General features: G+C 64.1%; 22 protein-coding genes and 1 riboswitch. Of the genes, 12 read left to right on the top strand and 10 right to left on the bottom strand.

Annotated features, from left to right (window positions below; all coding sequences use genetic code 11):
- Positions 1–182 precede the first annotated feature (182 nt).
- The 7 genes from PZL22_RS03735 (at position 183) to PZL22_RS03705 (ending at position 6,013) form a co-directional block, all read left to right on the top strand.
- Positions 183–1,100: a carbohydrate ABC transporter permease gene (locus PZL22_RS03735; protein WP_003529388.1), complete on the top strand. Its 918-nt coding sequence runs from the start codon at positions 183–185 to the stop codon at positions 1,098–1,100.
- Entirely contained in the window at positions 1,097–1,960 is an 864-nt protein-coding gene (locus PZL22_RS03730) for a carbohydrate ABC transporter permease (protein WP_003529391.1), read from the top strand. Before PZL22_RS03735 ends, PZL22_RS03730 begins: the two co-directional genes overlap by 4 nt.
- Before the next feature lie 19 nt (positions 1,961–1,979).
- Entirely contained in the window at positions 1,980–3,902 is a 1,923-nt protein-coding gene (locus PZL22_RS03725; RefSeq protein ID WP_003529393.1) for a glycoside hydrolase family 127 protein, read from the top strand.
- Positions 3,903–3,914: 12 nt separating this feature from the next.
- Complete coding sequence (locus PZL22_RS03720; protein WP_003529395.1) at positions 3,915–5,000, top strand: ABC transporter ATP-binding protein; 1,086 nt, start codon at positions 3,915–3,917, stop codon at positions 4,998–5,000.
- Positions 5,001–5,098: 98 nt separating this feature from the next.
- A complete protein-coding gene (locus tag PZL22_RS03715) occupies positions 5,099–5,353 on the top strand; it encodes a type II toxin-antitoxin system VapB family antitoxin (RefSeq protein WP_003529397.1) in 255 nt (84 codons plus the stop codon).
- A gap of 85 nt (positions 5,354–5,438) precedes the next feature.
- The gene (locus tag PZL22_RS03710; protein ID WP_003529399.1) at positions 5,439–5,708 is read left to right on the top strand and encodes a CopG family ribbon-helix-helix protein; all 270 of its coding nucleotides are present in this window, start codon (positions 5,439–5,441) and stop codon (positions 5,706–5,708) included.
- Entirely contained in the window at positions 5,705–6,013 is a 309-nt protein-coding gene (locus PZL22_RS03705; protein ID WP_284718154.1) for a type II toxin-antitoxin system RelE/ParE family toxin, read from the top strand. The genes PZL22_RS03710 and PZL22_RS03705 overlap by 4 nt, the downstream gene beginning before the upstream one ends.
- 34 nt (positions 6,014–6,047) lie before the next feature.
- Here the strand turns inward: PZL22_RS03705 and PZL22_RS03700 are convergent, their stop codons facing one another.
- On the bottom strand, positions 6,048–7,034 hold the full coding sequence (locus tag PZL22_RS03700; RefSeq protein ID WP_003529403.1) for an AraC family transcriptional regulator: 987 nt from the start codon (positions 7,032–7,034) through the stop codon (positions 6,048–6,050).
- Between the two features lie 75 nt (positions 7,035–7,109).
- On the opposite strand from PZL22_RS03700, the gene PZL22_RS03695 reads away from it, so the two are divergent.
- Positions 7,110–8,315, top strand: coding sequence for an MFS transporter (locus PZL22_RS03695; RefSeq protein ID WP_003529405.1), 1,206 nt, complete (start codon positions 7,110–7,112; stop codon positions 8,313–8,315).
- A gap of 24 nt (positions 8,316–8,339) precedes the next feature.
- Here the strand turns inward: PZL22_RS03695 and mtnA are convergent, their stop codons facing one another.
- Together mtnA and mtnK are read right to left on the bottom strand one after the other, a co-directional pair.
- Positions 8,340–9,434, bottom strand: coding sequence for an S-methyl-5-thioribose-1-phosphate isomerase (gene mtnA / locus PZL22_RS03690; RefSeq protein ID WP_284718153.1), 1,095 nt, complete (start codon positions 9,432–9,434; stop codon positions 8,340–8,342).
- The gene (mtnK, locus tag PZL22_RS03685) at positions 9,431–10,702 is read right to left on the bottom strand and encodes an S-methyl-5-thioribose kinase (RefSeq protein WP_003529407.1); all 1,272 of its coding nucleotides are present in this window, start codon (positions 10,700–10,702) and stop codon (positions 9,431–9,433) included. The genes mtnA and mtnK overlap by 4 nt, the downstream gene beginning before the upstream one ends.
- A 135-nt stretch (positions 10,703–10,837) precedes the next feature.
- Here mtnK and PZL22_RS03680 point away from each other — a divergent pair, with 135 nt between their 5' ends.
- Genes PZL22_RS03680 through PZL22_RS03670 form a run of 3 tightly spaced genes read left to right on the top strand, consistent with a single transcriptional unit; the run spans position 10,838 to position 14,487 of the window.
- On the top strand, positions 10,838–12,361 hold the full coding sequence (locus tag PZL22_RS03680) for a sugar ABC transporter ATP-binding protein (RefSeq protein WP_003529408.1): 1,524 nt from the start codon (positions 10,838–10,840) through the stop codon (positions 12,359–12,361).
- The gene (locus PZL22_RS03675) at positions 12,351–13,397 is read left to right on the top strand and encodes an ABC transporter permease (protein WP_003529409.1); all 1,047 of its coding nucleotides are present in this window, start codon (positions 12,351–12,353) and stop codon (positions 13,395–13,397) included. The genes PZL22_RS03680 and PZL22_RS03675 overlap by 11 nt, the downstream gene beginning before the upstream one ends.
- Before the next feature lie 46 nt (positions 13,398–13,443).
- Positions 13,444–14,487: a substrate-binding domain-containing protein gene (locus tag PZL22_RS03670; protein ID WP_033048645.1), complete on the top strand. Its 1,044-nt coding sequence runs from the start codon at positions 13,444–13,446 to the stop codon at positions 14,485–14,487.
- 42 nt (positions 14,488–14,529) lie between these two features.
- On the opposite strand, the gene PZL22_RS03665 is transcribed toward PZL22_RS03670, so the two are convergent.
- The 6 genes from PZL22_RS03665 to thiC form a co-directional block, all read right to left on the bottom strand.
- Complete coding sequence (locus PZL22_RS03665; RefSeq protein WP_127613861.1) at positions 14,530–15,519, bottom strand: sugar-binding transcriptional regulator; 990 nt, start codon at positions 15,517–15,519, stop codon at positions 14,530–14,532.
- Positions 15,520–15,588: 69 nt separating this feature from the next.
- Positions 15,589–16,194: a thiamine phosphate synthase gene (locus PZL22_RS03660; protein ID WP_003529412.1), complete on the bottom strand. Its 606-nt coding sequence runs from the start codon at positions 16,192–16,194 to the stop codon at positions 15,589–15,591.
- A complete protein-coding gene (locus tag PZL22_RS03655; protein WP_284718152.1) occupies positions 16,191–16,964 on the bottom strand; it encodes a thiazole synthase in 774 nt (257 codons plus the stop codon). Before PZL22_RS03655 ends, PZL22_RS03660 begins: the two co-directional genes overlap by 4 nt.
- A 2-nt stretch (positions 16,965–16,966) precedes the next feature.
- Positions 16,967–17,164 carry a sulfur carrier protein ThiS gene (thiS, locus tag PZL22_RS03650; RefSeq protein ID WP_003529414.1) on the bottom strand — a complete coding sequence of 66 codons (198 nt, stop codon included), beginning with the start codon at positions 17,162–17,164 and terminating at the stop codon, positions 16,967–16,969.
- A complete protein-coding gene (gene thiO / locus PZL22_RS03645) occupies positions 17,161–18,138 on the bottom strand; it encodes a glycine oxidase ThiO (RefSeq protein WP_033048647.1) in 978 nt (325 codons plus the stop codon). The genes thiS and thiO overlap by 4 nt, the downstream gene beginning before the upstream one ends.
- A 1-nt stretch (position 18,139) precedes the next feature.
- Complete coding sequence (gene thiC, locus PZL22_RS03640) at positions 18,140–19,975, bottom strand: phosphomethylpyrimidine synthase ThiC (protein ID WP_284718151.1); 1,836 nt, start codon at positions 19,973–19,975, stop codon at positions 18,140–18,142.
- Positions 19,976–20,073: 98 nt separating this feature from the next.
- Positions 20,074–20,185, bottom strand: a riboswitch (TPP riboswitch).
- A 205-nt stretch (positions 20,186–20,390) separates the two neighbouring features.
- On the opposite strand from thiC, the gene PZL22_RS03635 reads away from it, so the two are divergent.
- Positions 20,391–22,412 (top strand): aq_1923 C-terminal domain, encoded by a 2,022-nt coding sequence (locus tag PZL22_RS03635; protein ID WP_003529419.1) that lies wholly within the window; start codon positions 20,391–20,393, stop codon positions 22,410–22,412.
- A 124-nt stretch (positions 22,413–22,536) separates the two neighbouring features.
- Here PZL22_RS03635 and dctD read toward each other — a convergent pair whose 3' ends face one another.
- Complete coding sequence (gene dctD / locus PZL22_RS03630; RefSeq protein WP_003529421.1) at positions 22,537–23,919, bottom strand: C4-dicarboxylate transport transcriptional regulatory protein DctD; 1,383 nt, start codon at positions 23,917–23,919, stop codon at positions 22,537–22,539.
- Position 23,920 lies beyond the last annotated feature (1 nt).

Below are 23,920 nucleotides of genomic sequence, written 5' to 3'. Positions count from 1 at the left end.
CGAAAAGGTGTGCTGCTTCGTGAATGGCGGATGGGGGACACCCCCCTCTGCCCTGCCGGGCATCTCCCCCACAAGGGGGAGATCGGCAAGAAGCAGGGCCTGCGCCAACCCGCGAACATGAATATGCCGAGAGGGTGTTTCCCCCCTGCCGCCGATGCCTCGAAACCCTTGAAAGCGCATCCATGACGACGTCAGCACTCACATCCGCCACCCGCCGGCGACGCCCGAAGCGGCAAGCCGGATGGCGCGGCCTCATCTATATCGCGCCCGCCATGGCGCTCGTCACGCTCTTCTTCGTGCTGCCGGTGCTGTTCACGCTGTGGATGAGCCTGCACAAATGGCCGCTGCTCGGCGAGCCGGCCTGGATCGGCCTGCGCAACTATACGCGGATGTTCACCGATGCGCGGTTCTTCAACGCGCTCGGTTTCACCGCCCACTATACCCTGATCGTCACGATAGCGATTTTCGCGGTCGCCTTCCCGCTGGCGATTTTCGTGGAGAAACAGAGGCCGTTGGTCTCGCTCTACCGGACCATCGTCTTTCTGCCTGTCGTGGTGGGGCTCGCGTCCGCCTCATTGCTCTGGGTGTGGCTCGCCAATGTCGACAGCGGGCTCTTCGCGCCGCTCTTCGATATGCTGGGCCTGACCTCCGGACGGATCAACCTGCTCGCCAAGTTCGATACCGCGTTTCTGACGATCATCGTCATGGTCGTCTGGAAGATCGCCGGCTTCACCATGATCATCCTGCTGACCGGGCTGCAGGCCATCCCGGCCGAACTGACAGAGGCCGCGCGCATCGATGGCGCCGGCCGCTGGCAACGCTTCCGCCACCTGACGCTGCCCCTGATGCGCCGGACCATGGCGCTGGCGCTCATCCTTTCGGTCACCGGCTCGATCCTCGCCTTCGACCAGTTCTACATCATGACCAGCGGCGGTCCGCAGAACAAGATGATCTCCGTCGTCTACTATATCTTCAACCAGTCCTTCGTGTCCTTCAATCTCGGCTACGGCGCGGCACTGTCGATCGCGCTCCTCCTGATCCTGGTGACGCTCAGCGTCGTCCAACTCTGGCTGCTCAAGGTGGGGGATGAACGCCCATGAGGACGCGCCGCGAAATCCGCGCCCGCAAGGCGCTCCGGGACAGGATCGTCTATCACGGCATCGGCATCGGCACGGCCTTCTTCTTCCTGGCGCCCTTTGCCGTTTCCTTTCTTGCCTCCTTCCGGCCGAACAGCGAATCCGGCAGGCCGCCGCTGCCGCCATGGCCGATCTCGGGGCTGAGTTTCGACGCCTACCGGGCGCTCGACAGCTTCGGTGCCGGCATCTGGCAGCACATGTTCAATTCGCTCATCGTGTCGATCGGAACGGTCGTCCTGACCGTCGCGGTCAGCGTGCTCGCCGGCTACGGCTTCTCCCGCTACCGCTTCCCGTTCAAGAACGCGCTCTTCGTACTGATCATCGCGACGTTGATGATCCCGTTCCAATCGATCCTGACGCCGCTTTTCATCATTCTGGCGCGGCTCGGGCTCAACAATTCGCTCGTCGGGCTGATGCTCGTCTATGTGACGCTGCAGCTTCCCTTTTCCGTCTTCATGATGCGCAACGCCTTCGATGCCGTGCCGAAGGAGATCGAGGAAGCGGCGCGCATCGACGGCGCCCGCGACCTGAAACTTCTCGTCCGGGTGCTGCTGCCGCTGGTCATGCCCGGGATTGCGACCGTGTCGATCTTCGCCTTCCTCAATGCCTGGAACGAATTTTTTGCCGCGCTCGTCCTCCTGTCCAGCAACGACAATTACACGCTTCCCGTTCTGATGACCGCCGTGCGCGCCGGCCGTCTCGGCGCGATCAACTGGGGCGCGGTGCAGGCCGGCGTCGCGGTGATGGTCGTTCCCTGCCTCTTCGTCTTCCTTCTTCTGCAACGCTATTACATGCGCGGGCTGATGGCCGGCGCGGTGAAATGATCCGAGAGAAAGCGACCTCATGACAAAGACCGTGAAAGACCGCCAGTTCCGCCCCGTTGCCGTTCCCGATGTCGAACTCGGCGGATTCTGGGGCAAATGGCAGGATGCCGTCTGCCGATCCACCGCCGAAACCCTGCTCGACCGCTGCGTCGAGGCGGGGATGATCAAGGCGATCGACGTCAGTCAGCCGAGCCCGGGGATCGTCATCCCCATCCAACCCTGGGGCGGTACCACGCAGATGTTCTGGGACTCAGACCTCGGCAAGTCGATCGAGACGATCGCCTATTCGCTCTACCGCCGCCCCAATCCGGAACTCGAGGCGCGCGCCGACCGGATCATCGACATGTACGAGAAGCTGCAGGACGAGGACGGATATCTCAATGCCTGGTTCCAGCGCGTGCAGCCCGACAGGCGCTGGACCAATCTGCGCGACCACCACGAGCTCTATTGCGCCGGCCATCTGATCGAGGCTGCCGTCGCCTATTACCAGGCGACCGGCAAGCGCAAGCTTCTCGACATCATGTGCCGCTTTGCGGACTACATGATCACGGTCTTCGGGCGCGGCGAAGGGCAGATCCCTGGTTATTGCGGCCATGAGGAGATCGAGCTCGCGCTCGTCAAGCTTGCGCGCGTGACGGGCGAGAAGAAGTATCTCGACCTTTCGAAGTTCTTCATCGACGAGCGCGGCACCGAGCCGCATTTCTTCACCGAGGAAGCCAGACGCGACGGCCGCGATCCGGAAAGCTTCATCCAGAAGACCTATGAATACGGCCAGGCGCACCAGCCGGTGCGCGAACAGACGAAGGTCGTCGGCCACGCCGTACGCGCGATGTACCTCTATTCCGGCATGGCCGATATCGCGACCGAATACAGGGACGACAGCCTGACGGCGGCCTTGGAAACGTTGTGGGACGACCTCACCACGAAGCAGATGTACATCACCGGCGGCATAGGTCCGGCAGCCTCGAACGAGGGTTTCACCTGCTATTACGACCTGCCCAACGACACGGCCTATGCCGAGACCTGCGCCTCCGTCGGCCTCGTCTTCTGGGCGAGCCGCATGCTCGGCCGCGGCCCGGACCGCCGCTATGCCGACATCATGGAGCAGGCGCTCTATAACGGCGCCTTGCCGGGCCTTTCCATCGACGGCAGGACTTTCTTCTACGACAATCCGCTCGAAAGCACCGGCAGGCACCACCGATGGAAGTGGCATCATTGCCCCTGCTGCCCGCCCAATATCGCGCGGCTCGTGACCTCGATCGGTTCCTATATGTATGCGGTCGCGGAGGACGAGATCGCCGTCCATCTCTACGGCGAAAGCACGGCGCGGCTGAAACTCGCGAGCGGCGCCGAGGTCGAGCTCAGGCAAGAGACCAACTATCCCTGGGAGGGGGCGATCGCCTTCACGACGAAGCTCGACAGGCCGGCGAAATTCGAGCTGTCCTTGCGCATACCGGAATGGGCGGCGGGCGCGACGCTCAGCGTCAACGGTACGATGCTCGATCTCTCGGCGCATCTGACCGGCGGCTATGCCCGCATCGAACGCGAATGGTCGGACGGCGACCGCGTGGCGCTTTACCTGCCGCTGGCGCTTCGGCCGCAATATGCCAATCCGAAGGTGCGGCAGGACGTCGGCCGCGTGGCGCTGATGCGCGGTCCGCTCGTCTACTGCGTCGAGGCCACGGACAATGGCGAGGACCTGAACGCGATCGTGCTTCCCCGCGAACTGCCGGCTGCCGAGGCGGTCGTGCTCGACGATCTGAACGGTGCGGTCGCCATCGACATTTCCGTCGAGCGCGAGGAAACGGAGGACTGGGGCAATGCGCTTTACAGGGAGGCACCAGCCGGGCGCCGCCCGCACAAAGCGCGCTTCGTGCCCTATCATCTCTGGGACAACCGGGCGCCGGGCGAGATGCTCGTCTGGGTCCAGGCGGACAAGTAGGCGACATCCAGGATGGCGAACGGCATCAGCAACAAGAGTGTCGTGCTCAGCGACATACGCAAGAGTTATGGCGGCCTGGAGGTTATCCATGGCATCGACCTGACGATCGAGGAAGGCGATTTCGTCGTCTTCGTCGGCCCGTCAGGCTGCGGGAAATCCACCCTGCTGCGCATGATCGCGGGGCTCGAAGAGGTGACCGAAGGGGAGATCGCCATCAAGGGCAGGGACGTGACAGACCTCGACCCCTCCGAGCGCGGCATCGCCATGGTCTTCCAGTCCTACGCGCTCTACCCGCATATGAGCGTCAGCGAAAATCTCGGCTTCGGGCTCAAGATGACCCGAACCGACCCGGCCGAAATCGCGCGCCGCGTCGCGCAGGTCTCGGCCATCCTCAAGATCGACCATCTGCTCGAGCGACGGCCCGGCCAGCTTTCCGGAGGCCAGCGCCAGCGCGTGGCGATCGGCCGGGCGATCGTGCGCAAGCCCGACGTCTTCCTGTTCGACGAGCCGCTTTCCAACCTCGATGCGGAACTGCGCGTCTCGATGCGCATCGAGATTGCCCGCCTGCACCGCGAGCTCGGCAACACGATGGTCTATGTCACCCACGATCAGACGGAAGCGATGACGCTGGCCGATCAGATCGTCGTGCTTCGGGACGGCCGGATCGAGCAGGCCGGCAGCCCCCGCGACGTTTACGAGGACCCGGCCAACATGTTCGTGGCAGGCTTCATCGGTTCGCCGCGGATGAATTTCCTCGATGCGGAATGGCAGGGGGACGGTACGATCCGGGTCGGCGAGACCACACTCGAGGCAGCGATCGACGGCGGCAGTCTGAAGCACGGCGAGCGCCTGCTTCTCGGCATACGGCCTGAACATATCGCGGTGGCGGAGCCGGGGCCGGAACGGATCGCTGCCCAGGTCGAGTTCTCGGAGTATCTCGGCGGAACGCGCTACCTCTATTGCCAGCTCGAAGACGGCCAGAGCCTCGTCGTCGAACAGCGCGAGGGCCCGAACTGGCAGGCGGGGGAAAAACTTTCTTTCGCCGTGCCCGATGACCGAAGGCGGTTCTTCGCCGAAGACGGGCGGCGTTTGCGGTAGAGGGATCAGGCCGCGTTCTCATGCCGTCGCCTCGCGAGCTTGCTTGCACGGGATAGTGCCCGCATCATCAGCGAATGCGATCTGAATGGGCTGCTGCGATGGCGATCAATATCAACGACCCCCAGGCGGATGCTTTGACGCGCACGTTCGCCCGTATGGCCGGTCTCAGCATAAGAGAGGCGATCGTCACCGCCATGAAGGAGGCTATCGACCGCCGTCGCAATTGGGAAAAGCCATTGGAGACGGCAAGACGGCTTCGAGAGAAGCACGGGATCGTCATTGGTGGGGCGGCAAGTAAGCCACTTCAGCGCGAAGCTTACGACGAGATGTGGGATGACTTGGTCCAATGGTGAGCGCTCCGTCCTCCGAAGAGGCATAGCCTTGAACCGATTCGGCATCATGTGTTAACATGTACACAACCGAATACAGGATAACATTATGCCCGTCAGCACCACTATGACCATTCGGGTCAGCCTCGAGCTAAAGAAGAAGCTCGATCGGATCGCTAGCGCCACTTCGCGTAGCCGCTCCTTCCTCGCGGGCGAAGCGGTAGCTGCCTATGTGGACCGGGAGCTTGAAATCATCGACGGGATCAAGCGCGGTATGGCCGATGCCGAAGCTGGCCGCCTCGTTCCGCATGAAGAGGCCATGGCTGAAATTTTCGACGTGATCCGGAAGGCCGAGACCGGTAAGGGCGACAAAGTTTGAGGCGGCCTGTTCAGTGGTCGCGTGCAGCTCTGGACGACCTCAAGGATCAGGTTCTCTTCATTGCACGGGAAGATCCGGACTCAGCGGCAAGAGTGGCGGGACGGGTTCGCGACACGGCTGCAGCACTTGGCGAGATGGCGACCGGGAGGCCGGGGCGGGTGATCGGCACGTACGAGAAGTCCGTCACCCGCTTGCCCTATGTAATCGCATATGCACTGATGAATCACGGCGGCCGCCAAAGCGTCATGATCCTGCGCGTCATCCACACCGTGCGGGAATGGACAGCCGAGGAGTGGCCGCCCTAAAGCACTTCCAGGATAGGTCTTCTTTGCCTCTCCCTCACCCCTCGCCGACGGCGAATGTCGGCGCCTCCGGCGGTTCGGAGCCGCGATAGTGGCTTGGCGGCAGGCCGATCACACGCTTGAAGGCGCGGCTGAACGAGGCCTCCGAGTCATAGCCGAGGCGGCGTGCAACCACGGAGATGCGCATGCGGTCGCGGGTCAGCCATTGCCGTGCCTGGTGCATGCGCACTTGCGTGAGATAGCGGGCCGGCGTCTCGCCGACCACGGCGGCGAACTGCTGCGCGAAGCCGGAGCGCGAGGCGCCCATGAGCTTGGCGAGGGAATCCACGGTCCAGGTCTTTTCCGGATCGAGGTGCATGGCCGCGATCACGCGGCCGAGCCCGGGGTGGCGGACCGCCGCCACCCAGCCGTTCGTATTGCCGCATCCGTGCTCCACCCAGGAGCGGATGATGAGCGCCGCGAGCACGTCGGCGAGCCGCGCCAGCACGCCGCCGGAGCCGACGCGGCTGGCGCCGACTTCCCGCGCCATGGCGTCGAGCATATGCGGGATCGCCGGCTCGCTGGCCGTCAGGGCGTCGATGCGCATTACGTCGGGCATCATGCGCAGCAACGGATGCATGGCATCCATGTTGAACCGCAGACTGCCGCAGAAAAGGATGGTGGTTTTGCCGCGCCCGCCGCCGCAGACGTCGTAGACGCAATGGCATACCTCCTCGACCGAATAGGCTTCGAGCGGCGACAGCTTCTCGCCGGGCGCGCTCGCCAGCGCATGCGCGCCGCCACGCGGCAGAAGCACGGCATCGCCGCGCTTCAGTTCGATCCAGTCTCCGTCGGCCACCCGCAGCCAGCAGTCTCCGCAGATGAAGTGGAAGCGCGCCGCCTCCTGCGCCGGAAATGAAATTCCCCAGGGGGCGGTCAATTCGCAACGGACGTAGTCGACGCCGTCGAGGCGCAGTCCGCGCAGGAGTTCGCTGAGAAAATCCTCCGAAGCGGAAGACGATGTTTTGGACGAATGATCAAGCATTGCGGAATTTCTAGCATGGAATGTCCAGGGCGTCACGCCTTATCTAAGCCGGACCCTCTCAAGGAGACCGCTCTTATGACAGATACAGCGACCACTCTGGACGCCACGTTCATACCGGAAAGCGAGGAGCGAATCGATCCGGCATGGGCCGGGGTCGGCTCCCTCGCGCTCGGCGTGTTCGGCCTCGTCACCGCAGAATTCCTCCCCGTCAGCATTCTGACGCCGATGGCCGCCGATCTCGGTATCAGCACGGGCACGGCCGGCCAGGCGGTGACGGCGACCGCCGTCGTCGGCGCGGTTGCCGGGCTGACGATCGCCATCGCCACGCGCCGGTTCGACCGCCGGCTCGTGCTTTGGGGCTTCACCCTGGCGCTGATCGCCTCCAGCCTGCTTGCGGCTTTCGCCACCAATCTCGCCATGCTCCTTGCCGCACGCGTCGTCCTCGGCATCGGGCTCGGCGGCTTCTGGTCGATGATGGCGGCAATCGCCTTGCGTCTCGTGCCGATGTCGCTCGTGCCGCGTGCCATGTCGATCGTCTTCACCGGCGTCTCGGTGGCGACGGTCTGCGCGGCGCCCATAGGCGCCTATATCGGCGATCTCTGGGGCTGGCGCGCCGCATTCCTGATGGCTGCGGCGGTCGGTGCCGTAACGCTGATCGTGCAGATGGCGACCATACCGCGGCTGCCGCCGCAATCGGCGCCGAGCCTGAAGCTCCTCTTCGATCTGATGCGCATGCCGAGCATCCGCATCGGGATCATCACCGTCCTGCTTTTCGTCTCGGGCCACTTCGCCGGCTTCACCTATGTGCGCCCGTTCCTCGAAAACGTCCCGGAATTCGGCATCGAGGCGATCTCGCTGATCCTGCTGGCTTACGGCACCGGCGGCTTCTTCGGCAATCTCGCCGGCGGGCTCATCATCGAACGCAGCATCACGGCGGCCGTGAGCCTCGGAACGCTGCTCATCGCAGCGATGGCGTTCACCCTCGTGACCTTCGGTTCGTTCGATGTCGTGTCGGCCGTGGCGGTGACCCTCTGGGGCTTCGCATTCGGGGCGCTGCCCGTCGCCGTCCAGACCTGGATGGTGCGAGCCGCCCCCGACCATGCGGAAAGCACGGGCGGCCTCATCGTCGCGACCTTCCAGGTCGGCATCGCCAGCGGCGCTGTCCTCGGCGGGCTCTTCGTGGACAGCTTCGGCCCGCTCGGCGCCATCACCTATTGCGCTGTCGCGACCCTCGCGAGCGGGCTCTATGTCGTGGCCTCGCGGCGCAGCATAGAGGTCTGACTGCCGTCCGGTCGCGGCATCGTCTCAACGCCGTTCGGGGAAGAGCGCTTTAAGCCCTTCCGGTGACGGCGTGGCGATGCCGCGCTCGGTGATAAGGCCGGTGATCAGGCGTGCGGGCGTCACGTCGAAGGCGGGATTTGCCGCGGGACTGCCCTCCGGCGAGATGCGCACGCTGGCGATGGAGCCGTCGGACGCGCGTCCCTGCACGAAGCTCACCTCGTCGCCGGGCCGTTCCTCGATCGGAATTTCCTTGACCCCGTCATGGACCGTCCAGTCGATCGTCGGCGACGGCAGAGCGACATAGAAGGGCACGCCGTTATCCCGTGCGGCGAGCGCCTTGAGGTAGGTGCCGATCTTGTTGCAGACGTCGCCATTGGCCGTGGTGCGGTCGGTGCCGACGATCACCAAGTCCACGTCGCCGTGCTGCATGAGATGGCCGCCGGCATTGTCGACGATCAGCGTGTGCGGCACGCCATGGCTGCTCATCTCCCAGGCGGTGAGATAGGCGCCCTGGTTGCGCGGCCGCGTCTCGTCGACATAGACGTGCACCGGTATGCCTTCCTCGACCGCCATGTAGATCGGCGCCGTCGCGGTGCCGTAATCGACGGTCGCCAGCCAGCCGGCATTGCAGTGGGTGAGGATGCGAACCGGCTCGTCCGGCTTCTTCTTGGCGGCGATTTGGCGGATGACCTTGAGGCCGTTCGCGCCGATGGCGCGGTTGAGTTCGATGTCCTCTTCCGCGATTTCCGTGGCGCGCTGGTAGGCGGCGTCCGCGCGTCCTGCTTCCGGCAGCGGGCGCAGATGGTCCCGCATCGCGTCGAGCGCCCAACGCAGGTTGATGGCGGTCGGCCGCGTTTGGTGAAGCTCGTCCCAGACGGCATCAAGATGCGCATCCGATGGGTCCTTCGTCATGGCGATGGCAACGCCGTAGGCGGCGGTGACGCCGATCAGCGGCGCGCCGCGCACCCACATGTCGCGAATGGCGAGGGCCACGTCGGCGACAGTCTTCAGCGTCACGACACGCAAGTCGTGCGGCAGCCAGCGCTGGTCGATGATGTCGACGGAGCGGCCATCCTCGTTGAGCCAGATCGTATGGTAATGACGGTCTCCGACTTTCACGCGAGTGTCTCCTTCTGAAGCCGCTCCGCCGTGGCGCGGATGTCCCTGAGGCTGTGGATGCGATGCCGATTGACGGCGAGATGACGTCCGAGCTTCAACGCCTTGCTTTCGCAGGCGGCGCGGCGGTCGGGATCGGCAATCGTTTCGAAATCGGCATTGTGGGCGAGGCCGAGAATGCGGCGGTGGATCTCAATTCCGGCAAAGCCCAGCATCTCGCGCCAGATATCGTCGATGACGATGTTGAGCGCCTGCTCGGCGCCGAGCGGGTCGTTCCTGTCCTCGAAAACGCGCGCCTGGTAGAGGATGCCCATGCGCTCGGTCCGCCAGAGCTGGGCAAATTCGGAGCGGAACGTTTCCCAGATCGTTTCGATCGTCTCGAGCAGATAGGCGCGCATGCCGTCGCGCGCGCCGGTGGTGCTCTCCTGGCCGCTCTGCGAGAAGTAGCTCATCCAGAAATTGGCGAGAAGCATCCCGACGTCGAAGCTGATCGGTCCGTAGAAGGCGAATTCCGGGTCTATGACGCGGGTCTCGGCGTCCGTGACCATCACCGAACCGGTATGCAGGTCGCCGTGGCAGAGCGTTTCGGCCTTGGCGGAGAAGAGATGCTTCAGCCGCTGCGCCTCGACCTTGAGGTCGCGGTCGGAGCGGAGCTCCATCACGATCGGGTCGAGCTGCGGCGCGGTGTGGCGGTTGAGATCGGCTTCGAAATAAGGGTCGGAGAAAACGAGATTTTCGGTGATGTCGCACAGTTCGACATTGTCTGCAAAGAGTGCCAGGTCCGCTTTTTTGTCGCGCGTCGCCATGGAAAGGTCCGAGCCGCGGAAAAGCGTGCGGGCGGCGAAGAGGCCGAGATCGCAACCTATATTGGGCAGTTCGCGCCCATCGATCAGCGCGCGGCGCAGGATGACGTGCGGTGTCAGATACTCCATGACGATCAGCGCCTGCGTCTCGTCGAAGAAGAAAATCTCCGGCACCATACCGGGAGCACGCGCAGCCTGGCGCACCAGCGCGTGGTATTCGAAGAAGGAGCGTTTCAGAGGCAGCGGCCAGCTCTCGCCGACAAGGCGAACATAGGGCAGGGCCTGCTTGACGACCGCCGTGCCTTTGCTGCCCGTGACGATGAACACGAGGTTGAGGTTGCCGTCGCCGATCTCCTTGACGGTCCAGTGCGAAACGTCCCCGCCGATCTTCTCCCTGAGAGCGGAATTGCCGCCGAGCCGATGCGGCAATGACTCGGCGCTGAGCGCCTCGAAGACTTGCTTGTCCATATCGTCCTCCTCCTGCGGATGGCGCGGCCTCCACCGCCCGCCGCCATGGCACAGCTAAGGCACCATTCTGTCAAATGTCAATGACCTTGACATTTGATGAAAGCCTATCCTAACGTGCAGCGTCGGGAGGAGACAATGAGCGGACAGGCAGTGTTTCGCATCGAGGGCGTGCGCAAATCCTTTGGACCCGTGCAGGTTCTCCAAGGGGTGGATCTCGATCTTGAGGCCGGCGCGGTAACGATTTTGATGGGCGCCAACGGCGCCGGAAAATCCACCCTCGTGCGCATTCTCTCCGGCGTCTATGCGCGCGACTCCGGCGCGATCACGCTTGCGGATGCGGCTTTCGAGCCGGTGACGCCTGCCGAGGCGATCCGCGCCGGCGTCGTCACCGTGCACCAGAACATCAATGATGGGGTCGTCGCCGACCTCGACGTCGCAACCAATCTGACGTTCGACCGGCTGAACGGACGTGGCTCGCGGTTCTTCTTCAATCCGCGGCGCGTCCGGCGCGAGGCGGCTGCGGTCGCCGCCCATATGGGGCTCTCCATCGATCTTGCCGCCAACGTCAACGACCTGACCCTTGCCGACCGGCAGATGGTGGCGATTGCCCGGGCGATGTCGCATGAGCCGAAGGTGCTTATCCTCGACGAGCCGACGTCCTCCCTCTCGAGCGCCGAAGCGGAACGCCTCTTCGATCTCGTCGACCGGCTAAAGGCACGCGGCGTCGCCATTCTCTATATCTCGCACCGCATGTCGGATATCCGCCGCCTCGCCGACCGCATCGTCTCGCTTCGCGATGGCCGGATCACGGGCCGTTTCGACGGGCCCGATCTCGACTATGAGGGCGCCGTCGACGCGATGCTGGGCCGCAAGGTTTCGGCGGGCAAAATCGCGGTGCACAAGGCCGGCGGGCCGATCTTCAAGGTGCGCGGCCTGAAGCTGTCCGACCATGCGCGGCCTTTCGATTTCGATCTCCTTGACGGCGAGATCGTCGCGGTCACCGGCCTAGTGGGGGTCGGCAAGACGGCGCTTGCCGAAACGCTGTTTGGTGCGCGCTCCCCGCTGGCCGGCGAAATGACCCTTGACGGATTGCGCTATGCGCCGAAGGCAACCGGTCAGGCGATTGCGCGCGGCGTTTTCCTCGTCGCGAAGGACCGCGCCGAAAGCGGCATCGTGCCCGATTTCAACATCTACGAGAACATCAGCCTGCCGTTTCTGGGCAAGCTCTCCCGCTGCGGCATATCCAGCCGCAGGGCCGAAAGGGCCAAGGCGCGCGGGCAGATCACCTCGCTCGGCGTGATCTGCCGAAACGAACGCGACGAGATGCAGACACTTTCGGGCGGAAACCAGCAGAAGGTGATGGTCGGGCGCTGGCTCTGCGAGCCTTCGCGATTGCTCATCCTCGACGAGCCGTTCCAGGGCGTCGACATCGCCGCGCGCCGGGACATCGGCAACAAGCTGCGCATCTCGGCCGCGGGCCGTTCCACCATCCTCTTCCTTACCGAACTCGACGAAGCGTTCGAGGTCGCCGACCGCATCCTCGTCATGTCGGAGCAGACCATCGTCGGCGAACATCGAAACACTGAAGTCGATGTCGAGCGCCTGCTGTCGGAGATCGCCGGTCAATCCCATCAGCAGGTCATGCATCATGAGCAGTGAACAGAGCAAACCCGCCGCGGCCCCCGTACTTCCGGGCACGTGGGGCATCAGGGAGACCGCGATCAAGTACGGCTTCCTCATGCTGCTCGCCGGCATGGTTCTTTATTTCTCGCTCGTAACCGGAGGTTTTGCCTCCCCTCAAAGCGCAGTCTTCATTCTGCAATCCGTGTCGATCACCGGCATTCTCGCCCTCGGCGTGACGGCGACGCTTGTCGTCGGGGGGTTCGACCTCTCGATTGGCTCGGTCGCCACCACGGCGATGATGGCTTCCTCCTATGTTATGGTGGTGATGGGAGGCGACGCGCTTACGGCAGCGCTCGTATGCCTCGCCGTCGGCGCGCTCGTCGGCCTGATCAACGGCTTCATCATCGTCTACATGCGCGTTCCGGACCTTCTGGCTACCCTCGGCATGATGTTCCTGCTGCTCGGCCTTCAGCGCATCCCGACCGAGGGCCGCTCGATTGCCGCGGGCATGACGCTGCCCGACGGTTCGGTCGCGACCGGCACTTTCAGTCCGGCTTTCCTGGCGCTCGGGCGCCACCGCTTCGATCTCGTCCTGCCCAACCTCGTGCCGGTCTCGGTCGTGGTGCTCGTGGTGCTCGCCATAGCGATCTGGTTCTTCCTCGAATACACCCGCTTCGGCCGCATAATGTATGCGGTCGGGTCCAACGAGCGCGCGGCCGCGCTCGCAGGGGCGCCGGTCAATGCCTACAAGATTTCGGCCTACGTCATTTCCGGCGTCTTCGCCTCTATCGGCGGCATTCTGCTTGCAGCACGCCTCGGCCGCGGCGATATCGCCTCCGGAAACAACCTGCTGCTCGACGCCGTCGCCGCCGCGCTGATCGGTTTTGCCGTGCTGGGTGCGGCCAAGCCGAACGCTTTCGGAACGGCCGTCGGCGCGCTTTTCGTCGGGATCCTACTGCAGGGCCTGACGATGATGAATGCGCCTTACTACACGCAGGATTTCATCAAGGGCGCCGTGCTCGTCGTCGCCCTGATCTTTACCTTTGCGCTCTCGAAAAGAGGCAAACGCTGAGGAGACCTCGGCGGACCATCAAAGTTCATCAGTGGAGGAGACTGACATGGACATAACTCGAAGAACCCTGGGCAGATGGACGCTCGCGCTTATGGGCGCGGCTGCCTCTGCCGTGCCGTCCCTTGCCGCCGACATGCCGAAGCCGTTCGACAAGCCCGGCGACGTGAAGATCGCGCTCGTGCGTTATCTTTCGACCGGCGACTTCTTTCAGTCCTATCTCGCAGGCGTCGAGGCGCAGGCCAAGGCGCTCGGCGTTGAGCTTCAGATCTTCGACAGCCGTCAGGACGCCGCGCTCCAGGCCGATATGGTCGATCAGGCGATAGCGCTCGGAGTGGATGGCATCATTATCCAGCACGGCCTGACGGAATCCATGAAGGAAGCTGCCCAGCGCGCGGTCGATGCCGGCATCAAGGTCGTCGCCTTCGACGTGAATGTCGAGAATGAGAAGATTCCGCAGATCGAACAGTCCGACCGCGACCTCGCCCGTCTCGCCCTCGAACAGGCGATCAAGGAGAACGGCGAGAGCTTCAAGGCCGGTTACGTCTACGTCGCCGGGATCGCCCCGCTCGACCGCCGCGACGAGACCTGGAAGGAATTCAAGAAGAAATATTCCGGCATCGAGGAAGCTGCCCAGTTCGGCACCATGGACAACCCGATCGCCAATTCCGTCGCCAACCAGGCCCGTTCCGTGATTTCAGCCAACCCGGACATCACGGTGATGTTCGCCCCCTATGACGAATTCGCCAAGGGTGTGAAGATCGCGGTCGACGAGGCGGGCCTCTCCTCCAGCGTGAAGATCTACTCAGCCGACATCTCGACCTCGGACATCGCCGCCATGCGGGAGGTGGGCTCGGCCTGGGTGGCGACCGCGGCGACCAATCCCGCCGTCGTCGGCCAGGTCTCGGTGCGTTCGCTCGCCATGCTGCTTGCCGGCGAGAATCCCGGCCGGCAGGTGATCGTGCCCCCGACGCTGATCACCCAGAAGGACCTCAGCGATCAGGACATCAAGAACATGGAAGAACTCGGCGTGAAGCTGCCGCAATTCGCGCATGCCGACGTCGCCATGCCGGCCTGGATGCCGAAGCCCTGATTACGTGCGCCGCGCGTCCCGATGGACGCTCGGCGCGCATATTCAATGATCGCGGCTCCAGCGGTCCATGATCCGTCGCGCCATCGAGGCGGTAACGACGAGATGCGAAGCAAACCCGCCCTTCAGAGCCGCCATCAGCGGCTCGAACTTGCTTTCCTCCTGCACCACCAGCATGCGCTTCCGGATCGCGCGGATGGAGTCGAGGTCTGCCGAGATGCAGCGTCGGTTGTGCGCGCAGTCCATCCACTGGCCGTCGAGATCGATCAGCTGTCCGGCGATGACGCCGGCTGCCCCCCTTTTGCCCATCGCATGCAGGTCCTTCGCCGAAAGGGCACCGCATTTGACGAGGTGGCTATCCTCCTCGATGCCCCCGACGGAGTAGAGCGCGAGCTTGCAGTCCGAAATCGTGGCAAGTTGCTCCCTGATGACGGGCTCGCGGCGCAACTCCTCGGCGAGCCGCTCGGATGAGAGGACGAGGGGCGCATAGAAATTGATGCCTTCCGCATTGAGACGGCGGGCGATTTCCGTGGTGCACTGATCCGGGCGGTAGGAGTAGGGAGCGCCGAGATTGCCGCAGAGCTGCACGACCGACACGCCCCGAAGATCGGCAAACGGCATGACGTCCGCTATGTGATATACGGTGCGGCCCCAGGCGACACCGATCCTGTCGCCCTTGTTGATGAGCTCCAGGAAAACCGAGGCCGCCACCACGGGCATCTCGACGGCCGGGTCCATGGCCTGCCGGTCCTCGGGGAGGATCCAGACACTCGTCAGTCCTGCGGCGTCCTCCAGCTCGCGGGCAAGGACGTCGTCGGAGAAGAGTTCCGTCGACGTGGTGATGGTGACTATCCCCATCTCGCGGGCCTTGCGCAGATACATGGCGATGGAAGCACGCGAGATTTCAAGACGTTGGGCGACTTCATCCTGGCGCAGGCCATGCGTATAGTAGAGCCAGGCGGCCTTGTGGATGATCTGATCGTTGGCGCGGATCGGCATGGAGTTCTTTCGGACGGAAACCCTGACATAATTCATCACATGTGACAAATGTCAAGCATCGCTGCTTCGACCCATGAGGCCGGGCCGTCTCCCCCCGCGCTACCGCTATCTCCACGCCTCCGTCTTCCGTATCCACTCCCTTGTCCTTCCTTCCGGATCGGCATTCAGCGTGATGTCAGTCACCACGGCGGCGCTGTCGGCGCCATGCGCGAAGACGCCTTCGATCCGCTCCGTATTGAGGCCGCCGATGGCGACGAGCGGGAGCGGGTGAACGCGCTCGCGCCACCATGAAAGCCGCTCCAGCCCCTGCGGCGCCCACTTCATCTTCTTGAGGATCGTCGGATAGATCGGCCCGAGCGCGACGTAGTCCGGTTCGGCTGCGAGCGCCTTCGCCAGTTCCGCCTCGTCATGGGTGCTGACGCCGAGCTTGAGCCCGGCGGCACGGATGGCGGCAAGATCGGCCTCCGCCAGATCCTCCTGACCGAGATGGATGAAATCGCAGGCTTCCTCTATCGCCAGCTGCCAGTAGTCGTTGACGATCAGCTGGCATGCATGGGCGGAGCAGACTGCCCTGGCGACCCGTATCTGGTGGCGGATGTCTTCCTCGTTCCGGTCCTTGATGCGGAGCTGCACGAGTTTGACGCCGAGCGGCACCAGCCGTTCGATCCATTGGGCGCTGTCGACGATGAGATAGAAGGGATCGAGCTTCACGAGAAGACTGCCTTTCCGATAACGGGGGTGGATGGAACGGCCATGTCGCGCGGCTCCAGCATGCCGGCGCCGTGAGCCGCGTGGCCGGCATCGATCGCCTTGGTGAAGGCTTCGGCCATGGCGGCGGGATAGGCAGCGCCGGCAACGGCCGTGTTGAGCAGGACCGCGTCGTAGCCGAGTTCCATGACCGTCGTCGCGTGGGACGGGCGGCCGATGCCGGCGTCGACGATCAGCGGCACGTCGGGAAATTCCGCGCGCATGGCGCGCAAGCCCTGCACATTCTGCGGTCCCATGGCGCTGCCGATCGGCGCGCACCAGGGCATCAGCACTTGGCAGCCCGCCTCCAGCAGCCTTTCGGCGACGACGAGGTCGTCCGTCGTGTAGGGGAAGACCTGGAAACCTTCCCCGGTGAGGATGCGAGCCCCCTCCACGAGGCCGAAGACGTCCGGCTGCAATGTGTCCTGGTGGCCGATCACTTCCAGCTTGATCCAGTCGGTGCCGAACACCTCGCGCGCCATCCTGGCGGTCAGCACGGCCTCCGAGACGGAATGGCAGCCGGCCGTGTTGGGCAGCACGCGCACGCCGAGTTCGCGGATCAGCTCGAAGAAGGCGCCGCCCTGGCGCCCGCCGGCCGTCTCGCGGCGGAGCGAGACCGTGACGATATCGGTGCCCGACCGCCGCACCGCTTCGGCGAGCACGGCCGGCGAGGGATAGCGGGCGGTTCCGAGCAGGAGCCGCGATCGGACCTCGGTTTCATAGAATAGCGGCATCGTCAGCCTCCCTGCATGGGCGACAGGATTTCGATACGGTCGCTGTCCTCAAGCCGGTGACCGGCGCGGTCGGCCTTCCGGACGAGTTCGCCGTTTACGGCGGTCGCCAGCCAGTCGCCCTCGAATTCGAGGCGCTGCAGGAGTTCGGCGAGCGTCGCGGCCTGAAGCTCATGTTCCTCGCCGTTGATGGTCAGCTTCATCGGATATCTCCTCTAAGATTCTCTTCGCCAAGGGCCAGTGCCGCCACCTCCCCGGCCATGGCCGGGGAGAGGAGGAAGCCGTGCCGATAGAGGCCGTTGACGGTAATCCTGTTTTCACGGCGCCAGGCCCGCGGCAGGTTGTCGGTAAAAGCGGGGCGCACGCCCGTGCCGGTTTCGACCAGGCGCGCTTCGGCGAAAGCCGGATGGAGCGAATAGGCGGCGTTCAGCAGTTCCATCAGCGAGCGGGTGGTGATCGGACCGGCGTCGTCGCTCTCGATCATCGTCGCGCCGCACATGAAGAGCCCGCCGCCGCGCGGCACGATATAGAGCGGGATGCGGGGATGCAGCATGCGCACGGGGCGCGAGAGCGTCACCTCGTCCGTCTGCAGATAGGCCATCTCGCCGCGAACGCCGCGAAGTCCGTCGAACTCGCCGATCCTCGACGCGCCGGTGCAATCGACGGTGAGCGCGAAACCGCGATCGTCCATGTCCTCGCCGGCGAAGGCGGCGCCGCGTGCCGCCAGCCCTTGCCGGAGCGCCGAGAGTGCCCGGCGGGGGTCGAGATGCGCCTCCTGCGGAAAGAACAGCGCCTCCCGGAAACGGCCGGCGAGAGCCGGCTCAAGCGCTGCGATCTCCTCCGCATCGAGCCAGCGGAAGCCGGAGGTGCGCGAGGCGAAGCGCTTGAGTTCGGCTCCGTCACGGGGTTGCGCCACGACGAGCGTGCCGTTGCGATGGACGGAACCGGCGGGGAGGGCGGCTTCCCACCAGTCGGCGGCGCCGATTCCCAGCGTCAGGACGGTTTCCTCGGCGCTTTCGCGCTCGCACCAGGGAGCGAGCATGCCGCCCGCATACCAGGAAGCGGCCCCGGTGAAGCCGGCGGCATTTTCGATGATCGTTACTTCGGCGCCGCGCGCGAGAAGTTCATGGGCGGCGGTGAGGCCGGCGACGCCGGCCCCTCTGATCAGCACGCGCATCTCATTCTCCAGCGGGCGCGGCATTGCTTTCATCGAGCGGCATGTAAAGGTCGCCACCGTCGCGATATTTGGCCGCCATTGCCTCGAGCCCCTCCTTCTGCGCCTCGGCGCGGATATCGTGGGAAATCCGCATCGAACAGAATTTCGGCCCGCACATGGAGCAGAAATGCGCGACCTTGTGCGCCTCCTTGGGCAGCGTCTCGTCGTGGAAGTTGCGCGCGGTTTCGGGGTCGAGCGAGAGGTTGAACTGGTCCTCCCAGCGGAACTCGAAGCGGGCGCGCGACAGCGCGTCGTCGCGGGTTCGGGCGGCCGGGTGCCCCTTGGCGAGATCGGCGGCGTGGGCGGCGATCTTGTAGGTGATGACGCCGGTCTTGACGTCGTTGCGGTCGGGCAGGCCCAGATGTTCCTTCGGCGTCACGTAGCAGAGCATGGCGGTGCCGAACCAGCCGATCATCGCCGCGCCGATGCCTGACGTGATGTGGTCGTAGCCGGGCGCGATATCGGTGGTGAGCGGCCCGAGCGTATAGAAGGGCGCTTCGCCGCAGACGGCGAGCTGCTTGTCCATGTTCTCCTTGATCTTGTGCATAGGCACATGGCCCGGCCCTTCGATCATCACCTGGCAATCCTTGGCCCAGGCGATCTTCGTCAGTTCGCCGAGCGTTTCGAGCTCGGCGAACTGGGCCCTGTCGTTGGCGTCGGCGATCGAGCCGGGACGCAGGCCGTCGCCGAGCGAGAAGGAGACGTCATAGGCGCGGCAGATGTCGCAGATATCCTCGAAATGCTCGTAGAGGAAGCTTTCGCGATGGTGATGCAGGCACCATTTTGCCATGATCGACCCGCCGCGCGAGACGATGCCGGTGACGCGATCCACGGTGAGCGGAATATAGTGAAGCCTGACGCCGGCATGGATGGTGAAATAGTCGACGCCCTGTTCCGCCTGCTCGATCAGCGTGTCGCGGAAGACCTCCCAGGAAAGGTCTTCGGCGATGCCGTTTACCTTTTCCAGCGCCTGGTAGAGCGGTACCGTGCCGATCGGTACCGGCGAATTGCGGATGATCCATTCGCGGATGTTGTGAATGTTGCGGCCGGTGGAAAGGTCCATGACCGTATCGGCGCCCCAGCGCGTCGCCCAGACCATCTTCTCCACCTCTTCGGCCATCGAGGAGGTGACGGCGGAATTGCCGATATTCGCGTTGATCTTCACCAGAAAGTTGCGGCCGATGATCATCGGCTCGGCTTCCGGATGGTTGATGTTGGCCGGAATGATCGCCCGGCCGGCGGCCACCTCCTGGCGGACGAATTCCGGCGTCACGAAGTCGGGGACCGATGCACCGAAACTTTCGCCGTCTCGGGCGAGCGCCTCCTTCGCGGCCTTCCGGCCGAGGTTTTCGCGAATGGCGATGAACTCCATCTCCGGCGTGACGATGCCGGCGCGGGCATAGGCGAGCTGGGTCACCGCTTTTCCCGGCTTGGCCCTGAGCGGCCGATTGCGAACCGGGAATTCCGGCGTCAGCCTTTCGCCGGTCGCAAAGCCGTTGTCCTCGGCCTTCACTGCACGGCCGTCGTAGCTTTCGACATCGCCGCGCTTGAGAACCCAGTCGCTGCGAAGGCGTGGCAGGCCCGCGTCGATGCGGATATCGGCGTTTTCGACCGTGTAGGGACCGGAGGAGTCGTAAACGGTGACCGGCGGCTCGCCGGAGGTCGGATGGAGCGCGATCTCGCGCATCGGCACGCGGATGTCGGGATGGATATCGCCCGGCTTGTAGACCTTGCGGGACGCGGGAAGCGGTCCCTGGGTGACCGAGGGCGCCGCGGCGAGAGGTTTGACTAGATTCATCTTGAGGCTCCAAAGTTTTCGCGTTGGAGACCCAGTTCTGAAGCCGGAAGGATGAAAAGACGTTTGGCCGACGGATCGCGGGTACACGGAATCCCGGCTGTCGCACGTCTGCACCGTCCCTACGCCAGTATGAACTGGATCAGGTTCAACGGGTCACTGCGCGCTCTAGCAGTATCTCAGCCCCTTGCCGGGACCCCCCTGGTGAATGGCGCAATTAGGAACGGTTATCGGCGCGGCGTCAAGATGGTTTTTGAATGGCCGCCTCCGGCGCGGTCCGGTCCCGGGCGAGGATGTCGGGCGCGTCAGTTATCTGCTCTGGATTGTCCTCCCGCCATGCTTGCAAATGCAGCTCCTTGCATCTAATCACCCGTCACGAATGGGGCGCGGTGAAGCAGGTAGCGGAAGGACGATTGTCGTGGGGCAAGCTGAGGCAGGGACAAGAAGAAAAAAGAGACGCAAGGCGCTTTGGGCCGCAGTTGCGGTGATAGCAATCACGGCCGCCGGCATGGCCGGCTACAAGACCATCGTAGAAAATCGCGTGAGCAGGATGATCGCCGAGCGCGGTGGCAAGGCGGGCAGCGTCGAAGCGGATTTCCTTGGGCGAATTCATCTGCGCGACGTGGCCTTGCCGCTGAAGGACGGGTCGGACGTTCGTATCGCCGCGGTTGACGGCCGGCCCAGTATCTTTTTCCTCCAGGGCATGCTCGAAGTAAGCGGCCTTGAACTCAAGACTGCTTTCGGCACGGTCTCTGTCCCGCGCGCGGTCGTCGAAGAAGCAGATTTTGATCGCGGCACCTTGGAGCAGATGTTCGGCGGGAAGAGCGAACTCTCGATCTCCAAGCGAGTAGAACTTTTCACGGCAAGGCGTATCTCCGCCCCGGAGATCGTCTTCGCGCAGATCGTTGCCGGGACCGAGCAGAAGCTGATCTACAGGAACGTGGTCTCGGAAGGCATCGCCGATGGGCGTATCGCCCGCTATTCGGCGAGCGGCGGCAGCTTCGAAGTCGGCGTGGACCGTTCGGGGGGAGAGGGCGGCAGGAAGAATAGGGTGGCGGGTTCCATCGGAGCCGTGACGGCGCAGGATATCGATGCCGCCTATCTGGCGCGGCTCTATACCGAAAAAGCCGGCCCGGACGACAACGAGGCAAAGCCTGTCTATGGGCCGATTTCGGTAAAGGACATCGCCTTCTCGGATGGCGAGGCGAGCTTCGGCTATGACGAGGTTCGCAGCAGCGGCTTCAGCATGCGAATGCCGGCCGAGCCGCTGGTCGAGACGCTCGAAAAGCTGAAATCGGTCTCGGCGCCGGATCAATTGCCGCCGGCGGAACGCCAAGCCTATTTCAATCGGGTCTTGTCGATTATCGACATGACGAGGAAGGCCGACATGGAAATGCTCGGCCTTACGATCGACGCGCCGATGAAGGACGGTGACGAAGGCGAGAGGATCAAGGTTTCGATAGACCGCCTCGCCCTTGAGGTCGATGGACGGAAGCTTGACGGCACGCTGAATGGCCTCTCGATGGGAGAGGGCGCGGACTACATCAAGGTCTCCGAAGCGAGCATTTCGGGATTTTCCTGGAATTCGACCTTGGAGGGTCTGCAGAGGATGGTCGCGCTCGACGAGCGGCAGCGCGAGAATTTTCCCTTTACGACACTGTTGCCGGAATTCGGTACGGTCCGGCTGGCGGGTCTGGATGCCGATCTGCCCGATACAGAAACCGAAGGCGCTGAGAGCGACGCACAGGATTCGGTGCCGAGGCGCGTCCGCTTCTCGCTCAAGGATTACGAGTTGGCGCTCACGAAGCCCCGCAACGGCATTCCGACCGACATCCGCATCAGATATCAGGATCTGACCCTGCCGATCCCGGAGCATATGCACGACGAGCCGTTCGCGCAGCTTCGCAACCTCGGTTTCAATGAGGTGGTCCTGTCGTCCAACATCGAAGCCGCCTGGGACGAGCCGAGCCAGACTCTGGTCATCGGGGATATCTCCACACGTGGAAAAGATATCGGCGGCTTTTCCCTCTCCGGCCTGCTGGGGGGCGTGAGCGGCGACTTCTTTTCCGGCGACGAGGCGAAGATGCGGGCAGCGCTGTTCGGCCTCACCGCCCGTGAAGCAAAGCTGAAGATCGAGGACAAAGGTCTCGCCGCCAAGGCCATACGGGCCTATGCCGAGCAAAACGACATGACGGAGGATCAGGCGCGCGGCATGCTCACGATGACGGCTTCGGTGGCGTTGCAGCAGTTTGCCGCGCAGGAGCCTCGGTTGCAGGACGTGCTGGACGCAGCTTCGCAGTTCATTGCCAAACCGGGGATGTTCACGTTGACGGTCAAATCCAAATCCGCAAACGGAATCGGTGCGCTCGAATTCGCGGTTGCTTCGCAAAATCCGCTCCTGCTTCTCGACAGGGTCGACTTCGAGGCGACGGCGGAATAGGCGGTCTTCTCGCCGCATGCCGGGCGAAGACGAGTTGCAGCGCCGGGCAAGTGATCGCCCCTCCCCACAGGCGGGAGGGGCTTAAACCTGCCGCACCGTCACCGACTTTGTCGCTGCCGCAGGCTCAAGTTTTCGATATGGCATTGGGACGCCCCGGGCCTGCCCGTTCGACATAATCTGCCCGGTTGATCCCATGGCGCTGCAGCTTGTCGTAAAAAGTCTTGCGGGGGATGCCGAGGGCTTGCAGGGTCTCTTTGACGTCGCCGCAATGCGCCGTGAGCGCCTGCTTGAGGATATCGGCCTCGTAGCGTTCCAATCTTTCCGGCAGGGTCGCTCCGCTTGAGGCGGGCGCTGCGGCCGGAACTCCCAGGTTTCCCTCCACCCCCAGCGCCACCCGTTCGGCGAAGTGCGAAAGCTCGCGCACATTGCCGGGCCAGGAATGCGTCGCCAGGTACGCGCGCATGGCAGCCGAGATCGCGGGCACTTCGCGGCCGAAGCGTTCCGAGGCGCGGGCCAGGAAATGGGAGAAGAGGAGGGGGATGTCGTCGCGCCGTTCGCGCAGGGGCGGGATCGAGAGCGTCACGACGTTCAGCCGGTAATAGAGATCCTCGCGGAAATCGCCGCGCGCGGCCGGGTCGCCGAGATCGACCTTGGCTGCGGCGACGACGCGGATGTCGACGGGGCGGGTCAGATTGGTGCCGAGCGGCGTGATCTCGCGGGCTTCCAGCACGCGCAGCATCTTCACCTGAGTTGCCGGCGGCATGGCCTCGATCTCGTCGAGGAAGAGCGTGCCGCCGCTCGCATGCTCGATCCGGCCGATCCGCTTCTTGACGGCGCCGGTAAAGGCGCCGGGCTCGTGGCCGAAGAGCTCGCTTTCGATCACCGTTTCCGGCAGAGCGCCGCAATTCAGCGCGACGAAATTGCCGGTCCTGCGGCGGCTCCATTGGTGCAGCAGCGTGGCGACGACCTCCTTGCCGCTGCCCGTCTCGCCGGCAACCAACACGTCGACATCGGTGTCGGCGATGTGTTTCAAGGTCTGGCGAAGCCGCTCCATGACCGGCGTCTGGCCGATCAGCGGCAGGCCTTCGGAGGCGGCTTCGGCCGCGCGGCGCAGCGACCGGTTCTCCATCACGAGCCGCCGCTTCTCCTCTGCGCGCCGGGCGCTCTGGACAAGACGATCGGCGGCAAACGGCTTGGCGATGAAGTCATAGGCGCCGTCCTGGATCGCCTGCACCGCCATCGGTATGTCGCCGTGCCCCGTAACAAGGATCATCGGCAGGTCCGGATCGAGCGCCAGGATCTTGCGGAAAAGGGCAAGCCCGTCCATGCCGGGCATGCGGATATCGCTGATGACGATGCCCGCGAAGTCGGCGGAAAGTCCGGCGAGCGCTTCGGTCGCGCTGGCGAAGGACGAGACGGTGAAGCCCGCAAGCTCGAGCGTCTGCTGCATTGCCTTGCGCAAGTCGCGGTCGTCATCGATCAGGAACACGGATGGGGCGGCGCTCATC

It is taken from the genome of Ensifer meliloti, from assembly GCF_030064585.1.
GTDB classification, from domain to species: domain Bacteria; phylum Pseudomonadota; class Alphaproteobacteria; order Rhizobiales; family Rhizobiaceae; genus Sinorhizobium; species Sinorhizobium meliloti.
This window is presented reverse-complemented; position numbering and strand designations above follow the sequence as displayed.